Consider the following 8411-nt stretch of genomic DNA (forward strand, 5'->3'; position numbering starts at 1 on the left):
AAAAGGGGGGCAGAACGGCCTCGCGGGATATCGGTGAAGAAGGGCTCTGATTTCGCTGACCAGTGCTGATCGCTTGCCTGCGGGAGGTCGTATCATTGTGCGGGCGATCAATAGCAGGCCCCCCAAGATGTATGGCCGACGTGCTGGTTCAGAATTCACCGAGCGTTCTATCTAGGACGAAATAGGAATGACCGAGTATTGGCACTTTATCAACAATGAAACAAAGCTCAGTCAATTATCGGGACATCACAAAATGAATAGTTCTCGAAAAAAATTGGTTCATAAGCCTGTCTGTCTGATGGTTTTGGGGCCACATCGATCCGGAACATCGGCGCTATCGGGCGTGCTCAGCTACCTGGGGGGGGATCTCCCTAAGACATTGATGCCTGCAGGAGAAGGGAATGCCAGAGGGTATTTTGAATCCCGGCGCGTGATGACCTTTAACGACAGAATTCTGAATGTGCTCGGATCTGATTGGAATGACCTTTCGCCTTTAGATCCGGGGTCGATCACCGTCCAGGTTTTCGAAAGTCTCGTGTCGGAAGCTGTTGAGGTGCTGCAGGACGAATTTTCTGCTGCGAAACTTCCTCTTCTAAAAGATCCGCGCATTTGCCGCTTTGTTGGCTTCTGGACAGAAGCCTTCAGCCGCGCAGGTTATGAGACCTTGTTTATCCACACCCACCGGAATCCGCTCGAAACCGCTCAATCTCTGCAAAAACGAGACGGAATTCCTATTGAACTCGGACTGCTGATCTGGCTTCGCCATGTGCTCGATGCCGAGGCGGCGACGCGCGGCAAGGTCCGTGTTTTCACAAGTTACAAGGGTCTGCTTGAGGACTGGCGCGGGCAGATCGCGCAAATCGAGCACACGCTTGGTCTGACCTTTCATCGCAACACGGGCAAGATGCGTAGTGAGATCGACAGCTTCCTGACCGGCAGCCTTCGCCATGAGCAGCGAACTCTGGAAGATGTGCAAAAGTCAGCGCAGGTCGCAGATGCTGTGCGCGAGACTTTCCAGATCCTCGAGAGCTGGACGGGCGGGGCCGGCGATTCGTCAGACCATGGCGCTTTGGACGTACTAAGGGGGCGGATGGATGGCGCTCTTGATGTGGTGACGACCTTTTTGCAGGCGCTTGACGCTGGGAAGCATTTGTCGAGCGAGCTGACGCTTGTCGAGCAGCGGGCGCAGCTGCTCCAGAATGAGAAAGTCGAACTTGCAACGGAATTGGAACGCAACCGCAAGGCGGGCGCCGAAAAAGTGACGCAAATTGCCGCGCTTGAACAGAGGGGTGAGACCTATCGGGGAGAGGCTACCCGCCTTACCGCCGAATTAGAAAGCGAACGCCGGGCGGGTGCGGAGAGAGATAAAGAGTGGGCAACCAAAATCGCTGAACTCGAGCAGCGGGCGCAACTGCTCCAGAATGAGAAAGTCGAACTTGCAACGGAATTGGAACGCAACCGCAAGGCGGGCGCCGAAAAAGTGACGCAAATTGCCGAGCTTGAACAGAGGGGTGAGACCTATCGGGGAGAGGCTACCCGCCTTACCGCCGAATTAGAAAGCGAACGTCGGAAGGGTGCGGAGAGAGAGAAAGAGTGGGCAACGAAAATCGCGGAACTCGACCAGCGGGCGCAACTGCTCCAGAATGAGAAAGTCGAACTTGCAACGGAATTGGAACGCAACCGCAAGGCGGGCGCCGAAAAAGTGACGCAAATTGCCGAGCTTGAACAGAGGGTCGAGACCTCTCAGGGAGAGGCTATCCGCCTTACCGCCGAATTAGAAAGCGAACGTCGGAAGGGTGCGGAGAGAGAGAAAGAGTGGGCAACCAAAATCGCAGAACTCGAGCAGCGCGCTTGGCTGTCCCAAGAAGCAAATGTCGGCCTTACGAACGAGCTGGAGCGGCATCGGAAGGCGTCTGCAGATATTGAGGCGGAGCAGGCGGAGAAAATCTCTGAGATCGTACGACGCGTGGGGCTGATCCACGAAGAAAAAGTCGGCCTGACGACCGAGTTCGAGCGACATCGTAAGGCGAGCGCGGCTATGGAGGCGGAGCAGGCAGCGAGGATTGCTGACCTTGAGGGTACGCTAAGGCAGCGAACACTGGAGGCCGAGGAGTGGTTTGACGGGAATCGCAGTTTGATGCTGGCGCAGGCAGCTTTACAGGACGAACTAAAGAAGCTTGAGGAAAAGCAAGCAGGAGAGGTCGAAAGTCTAACGGAAAAATTGCGGTCTCGTGACAAGCAAATATCCAATTTAGAAAATAATGTCGAAGATAGATTTAAGGAATTGGCCGTTCTCAGCCAAATGTTACTTGATATTCAGGTGGACCGTCAAAAAGAATGGGAAAATTTGCGTCAGTCTCGGGAGCAAATCGCTTCTTTAATTAGAAGGAATGAACAATTAAGGAATGTTGGGATTAAAAAGCTAATGGCTAGGTCTTCAAGGAAGCTTAGACTTCAGTTTATTAATTTGTTTAAGCGAGATAGCGTGGACTCTGCACGACCGTAGCTGTTGTTGCGCCTGGGTGGTATCTCCAAGTTCAGTTGTCATTCTTTGGTCCCGAGTAGTATCGCAAGCGCAATCAGGGAGTGTAAAGCATTAGGGTAGACCAGGTGGGCTTTTCCTGCGAACCCGCGATCGCTTAGGCTTAGGCCCCATTGATGTTAGGCGCTGAATCTAATTCAAGATCCTGAGGAGTCTGGATATGAGCGACCTGTATTGGCTCACGGACGAACAGATGGCTCGGCTGGAGCTCCTATTTCCCCAAGAGTATCCGAGGACAAGAAAACAGTCTGCGGGACTGTTTTCTTGAAGGATGGTCAAGCCCCGTGTTGATGGCCGCCGGACGCTGAGCTGGATCATCTTCGTCAATCGGAAGGCCTGCGCTGGCAAGACGCCCCGGCAGCCTATGGGTCGCACAAGACACTCTACAGTCGCTGGAAGCGATGGAGCGAGGCAGGCGCCGCTACACACGGCGTAAGCGCATCGAAATCATGTTTGGCAGGATCAAGGACTGGCGGCGTGTCGCCACTCGCTACGATCGATGCCCCACCGCCTTCCTGTCCGCCATAGCCCTCGCCGCAACCGTGCTCTTCTGGCTATGAGTCCTGAGCCTAGTAACGTTATATACGAAAAACGTCTGCCAGCAGATAAAAAGCTAGAGATCCAGTTCATTCTTATAAGTGTTGAACCATTTTACTAGTTCCTCCATCCCAGTATATATGTCTGTTTGAGGCTTTGATCCTGTCAAAGCCTCGAGCAAATCTGGGCTGCAGAACGTACGAGGGACGTCTCCCTGCTGCATAGGTAACAACTTGCGTTGCGAAGGTTTCCCCACGCATCGCTCAACTGTCTCGATGAAATCAAGCAGTCCGACCGGTTGGCCTCCACCGATGTTTACGACGCGAAACGGCGCTTGATGAGATAGTGTATCGATATCGGCAACTCTGTTCGTTTCACACGGTACAACACCGGAAAGAGATCGAATGGACTCAATGAGATCGCCAATATATGTAAAGTCACGGCTCATTTTCCCGTGTCCATAGATCTCGATTGGCGTGCCCGCCGATATTGCTTTCGTGAACTTAAGAGGCGCCATGTCGGGGCGTCCCCAGGGGCCATAAACAGTGAAAAATCGAAAAGCGGTTGTTGGAATCCCGTAGAGGTGTGAGTACGAATGCGCCATCGCCTCCATGCTTTTTTTGGAAGCTGCATACAGGGTCAGGGGCTCGTCGGCCCGATCAGTTTCTTTAAATGGTATGCTCGTATTAGCGCCATAAATTGAAGATGTCGAAGCGAGCATTAGGTGAGGGATGTTGATTCTCTTTGCAGATTCCAGGACGTGCCACGATCCGATCAAGTTTGACACAACGTATGCCTTCGGATTTTCTAGGCTATATCGAACACCAGCTTGAGCTGCCAAATGAATGATGACGTCGGGCCTTGCGAATTCGATCGCATTCTGAAGAGCTTCTTGATCTTCTAGCATGGCATTGGTGAAATGAAACCCCTCCATCCCTTGTAGGATATGCAAGCGCTTCTCCTTTAGACGAAGATTATAGTAGCGCGTCATGCCGTCAAACCCGGCGACCGTGTGACCATCTTTCAAGAGGCTTTTCGCTAGGTGAAAACCGATGAACCCGGCAGTGCCGGTGATAAAATACCGCATGAGCATCAAACCTGATGAGTGGAGGGTGGTGTGTCCAGCATGGGCGCTATGGTCGACAGGCGCGCAGCGCGGGAGCTGGTGTAGCACGGCTGCATCTTATCTGGTACGGGGCTCCGACAAAGGTGGAACAGCTTCTAACTCGCGAGGGTTCGTGAACAGGGTAACAGACGCTAAGGACCTTGAGGCAATCAAGGCTTCCGGGCTCTTCGATGAGTTGTGGTACTTGGAGCGGCATCCAGACGTCGCAAGGCTCGGTATTGGGGCCATAGAGCATTATTTGTGGCTTGGCTGGCGCCTAGGCAGAGATCCTAGCCGTCATTTCCGTACTAATGATTATCTAGCGGCTCGCCCTGATGTAGCGGCAGCGGGAATGAACCCGCTGCTACACTTTATCAAACATGGCAATAGTCATGATCGTTCGACTCTCCCGCCTGTGAAGATGTTCAGGGACACGGAGCCGGACGTGTGTGCGTATTACACCCCTGCTCAACCGAAAAATCCGTTTGATTCCTGGAAACGCTTGAATAAACAAAGCCGATACAGAACTTCACAAATCAGGCAGGCTCTGATCGAGATAGGCGAAAAAACCAAGTTCTCGATTGTTGTTCCAGTTTATAATCCTCCTCTCGATGTCATGCGCGAATGCATCGAGAGCGTAATGCATCAGACGTACCGGAATTTCGAGCTTATTCTTGTCGATGACAAAAGCCCTGACGCAACCGTCGTTCCCTTCCTAAAAAATTACGCTCGCTTGAATCGGAATGTTACCGTTGTCGAGAGAGTTGAGAATGGCCACATCTCTGCGGCAACTAATGATGGCGTTGCGGCAGCTACTGGCGATTACATAGTATTATTGGACAATGACGACGTCCTGGACACAGATGCCTTGGCGATTATTGCGGAGCGCATCGCTCGTGAGCCGGACGTGGATTTCCTTTACAGCGATGATGCGAAGTTCAAGGACGATCAGGAAGAACTTTTTGGACCAAAGTTCAAGCCGGGCTGGTCGCCAGAGCTTCTACTCTCCTATTGCTATGTCTCACACATCAAGGTCTTTAAAACCGAGTTATATCGCTCAGTCGGTGGATGCCGTTCGGTAGTTGATGGGTCTCAAGATCATGACCTCGTGCTTCGCGCAGTAGAGAAGACAGACAAGATCGTTCATCTGCCGCATGTGCTTTATCGCCGCCGAGTACTCCCAGGCTCTACGGCTGCCTCCGGACATGCAAAACCCTATACGTTTGAGGCTGGTCGACGGGCGTGTGAAGAGGCCTTTGCTCGAAGGGGCGTGAACTGCTCCGTAAGACAGCCTGCGTGGGCATTTGAAAGGGGGCTCGGCGTCTTCGTACCGAAGATGCCAGATCAAGGTCCTGAGGTTTCGCTAATTATTCCAACGCGAAACAACTGGAGAGTTTTAGATCGCTTACTTAAGTCAATTTCAAAGACGGAATACAAAAATTACCGCGTACTGATCGTCGACAATTTTAGTGACGACCCGGAAACGGTAACTTATCTTAAAAATTGTAAATTTCGGGTGGAGCGCGTCCAGAACCGAGGTGAAAAGTTCAATTTTTCTCACATCAATAATACCGCAGTGCGTAGTGTTTCGACCGAATTTGTCCTCTTTCTTAATGATGATACCGAGATTCTCGAGGCTGACTGGCTTAGCCAGATGATGGGATGGGCGCAATTGGAGGGGGTCGGCGCGGTAGGCGCTCGGCTATTGTACGAGAACCGTCGCTTGCAGCACGGTGGGATTGTCCCGTCCTTGCCTTGGCGGGTTGGGCGTACGGCTTTTCGCGGGCTTCCTGAGCGAGACTTAGGTTATCTTTTACTTCCGCGGGTCACGCGCAACTGCTCTGCTGTAACCGCAGCATGTATGTTGACGAGACGCTCTGATTTTCTCGAACTCGGTGGCTTCGATGAAGAGGCTTTTGGTGTCGCATACAACGACATCGACTATTGCATGCGGTTGAGGGATATTGGGAAGCGAGTTGTGTATTGCGGCGAAGCTGAGTTGCTTCATCATGAAGGGACGAGCCGAGGAAAAACTGACGCTTACAAGGAGATTATCGATTACGAGGCCAAATGGGGTCGGCAGGCTGATCCCTATTTCAATCCTAACCTCAGCACAGACACAAACCGTCACGAGTTTAAGGGGATTGTCGTTCCGCCGGTTAAGGTTCGGGGCGGCTTGAAGGTCTTGGCAATCACGCACAATCTCCGCACAGAAGGGGCACCCAACAGCGCGTTTGAGATAATTGCAGGCTTGAATGAAGATGGCCGATTTGATGTTTCCGTAGCAAGCCCGACTGACGGGCCCTTGGGGGGGCTGTACAGAAGCAAGGGCATTCCAGTGGATATCTTGGAACCGGGTTACTCCATCAACCGAAACCTAAAAGACTATCACGGTTTCCTCGAGCGCCTGTCTGCGCGGCTGCGGATGCAACAATTTGACGTGGTATACGCCAACACTGCAGACTTATTCTGGATTATAGAGGCTGCTGCGCTCGCTGGTGTTCCTAGCATATGGAACATTCGGGAAAGTGAATCGTGGAAAACGTACTACGACAGGTACGGACCTGATGTAGGGCGACGCGCTCTTCAGGCATTCGGCCTTCCGTACCGAACCATCTTCGTTGCGAACAGCACGAGGAAGAGATGGGCACCTGTCGATACAGAAGGCAACTTCCACGTCATCACGAACGGCGTTGATCCTGCCCGCTTCAAGAAGCGGAGTGATCCGGACTTTCGAAAGGAAAGTCGTGATAAACTTGGCGTAGCTGTGGATGACGTCGTGATGATCTGCATGGGTACAGTGAGCGCGCGCAAGTGTCAGCACGAGTTGATTGAGGGTTTCGCAAAACTGCCGTCGCATCTGGCTGCCAAGGCCAAACTGGTAATTGTTGGTGCGAGACCTTCGGAATATCTTGAATACGTTAACGCACTGGTGGCTTCCAAGCACCACCTCAAACCGGATGCAATCCAAATCGTACCTGAAACTCGCGCCACTGGCCCATACTGGGCCTCGGCCGACATGTTTGTATTTGCATCAAGGATGGAGTCTTATCCCCGCGTCATCCTGGAGGCTATGGGTCACGGGCTGCCGATCGTGACGACACCAACTTACGGCATTGTGGAGCAGGTCAAAGAAAGCGTTAACGCACTTTTCTATAGGCCGGGCAAAGTAAAAGACCTTACTACACATATGGCTAGGCTAGTAGAGAACGAGGACTTGCGACGTGAGATGGGCGCTGCGAGTCTGAAGGTACTTGAAGGGTTGACGCCTTACTCGCATATGGTCGAGTTGTATAAGGAGCAATTTATCGCAGCAGCATTCAGTGCGCCCGCTCCGTTGGTCGTAAACTGAATGCCAGATTAATGCTCATAGGTGACGTGCCCGGAGGTTTCATCCAGCGGCGACCAGGGTTCTTATGTTAGTTGTGCGACACAGCGTGTGACGAGCAAAAGGTTGGGCCACGCAGCTTTCATACTGCGCAGCGGGACGACCTGTTGCGGCCAAACTGGCGAAGGCTTCCGGGGGTAAGTACCGATCGACGAGTGCGGCCGGCGCATGTTGTAGTCCAGCGCCCAGACGGCCACCTTTGGCGGGGTGTGGTTTCAGTCGGGTCTATACGCCAACCTTCAATCCGTGGATCTCGCTCGTTTCATTCCGTCTGTCTTTCAAGGGCCGGACCCTAGAGCGTTGTGATGATTTAGGATTCCGCGCCAGACCTTGTTCTTATGCGACGCATTCTTTTTTGGGAGGCGTTGATGGAAGGCAAGGCTCTTCCGGGCGACTCCGTGGGCACGGATCGAGCCGTTCGTGCACGGTAGCCGCAAGGGCAAGCGGGTCCGCGCAGCAATGGGCGACTTGTGGACGCGCTGTTGTAGATGGGGCGGTCGGGCACCTGACGGGGTACGTGCCGGAACGGTTGGATCCCTTTCAGACGGCCAAGCGACGGTATTACCGCTGGATCGAGACGGAGGTGCTGGAACGGCTGTTCGAGCCGGTGGCCGCCGAACCGGACCGGGAGTGGATCATGCTGCACGCCGCCGTGATCCGGGCCTACCCCCAGGCCGCCGGTGCGCTTCGTAAAAGAGGCGACCCGACGGTCAGGCGCTTGGCCGTTCTCGCGGCTTCGGAACCAATATCCACGTCTGCGTAGACGCCTTGGGCCTGCCGGTCCGCATACTGCTGGGCCCGGGCCCGCAGAAGGACATCGCGCCCCCCCCCCCCCCCCC

At 53.5% G+C, this 8411-nt stretch carries 3 protein-coding genes and 2 pseudogenes; 4 read left to right on the forward strand and 1 reads right to left on the reverse strand.

Going from position 1 to position 8411, the window contains the following annotated elements:
* The first annotated feature begins 187 nt into the window (after positions 1-187).
* Both B3D50_RS00185 and B3D50_RS00190 read left to right on the forward strand, forming a co-directional pair.
* A complete protein-coding gene (locus tag B3D50_RS00185; protein ID WP_286948686.1) occupies positions 188-2506 on the forward strand; it encodes a hypothetical protein in 2319 nt (772 codons plus the stop codon).
* A 196-nt stretch (positions 2507-2702) separates the two neighbouring features.
* A pseudogene (locus B3D50_RS00190) lies at positions 2703-3102 on the forward strand (transposase).
* Between the two features lie 53 nt (positions 3103-3155).
* Here the strand turns inward: B3D50_RS00190 and B3D50_RS00195 are convergent.
* On the reverse strand, positions 3156-4253 hold the full coding sequence (locus tag B3D50_RS00195) for an NAD-dependent epimerase/dehydratase family protein (protein ID WP_286948688.1): 1098 nt from the start codon (positions 4251-4253) through the stop codon (positions 3156-3158).
* 283 nt (positions 4254-4536) lie between these two features.
* Here B3D50_RS00195 and B3D50_RS00200 point away from each other — a divergent pair, with 283 nt between their 5' ends.
* Together B3D50_RS00200 and B3D50_RS00210 are read left to right on the forward strand one after the other, a co-directional pair.
* Positions 4537-7536: a glycosyltransferase gene (locus tag B3D50_RS00200; protein ID WP_286948690.1), complete on the forward strand. Its 3000-nt coding sequence runs from the start codon at positions 4537-4539 to the stop codon at positions 7534-7536.
* A gap of 404 nt (positions 7537-7940) precedes the next feature.
* Positions 7941-8411: pseudogene (locus B3D50_RS00210) on the forward strand (IS5/IS1182 family transposase); the annotation flags it as partial.

Source organism: Brevundimonas sp. UBA7507 (assembly GCF_002478355.1).
GTDB lineage: Bacteria > Pseudomonadota > Alphaproteobacteria > Caulobacterales > Caulobacteraceae > Brevundimonas > Brevundimonas diminuta_D.

Coding starts and splice junctions, on each gene's coding strand:
- B3D50_RS00185 (WP_286948686.1), top strand. CDS start 188: ATGACCGAGTATTGGCACTTTATCAACAATGAAACAAAGCTCAGTCAA.
- B3D50_RS00200 (WP_286948690.1), top strand. CDS start 4,537: ATGAACCCGCTGCTACACTTTATCAAACATGGCAATAGTCATGATCGT.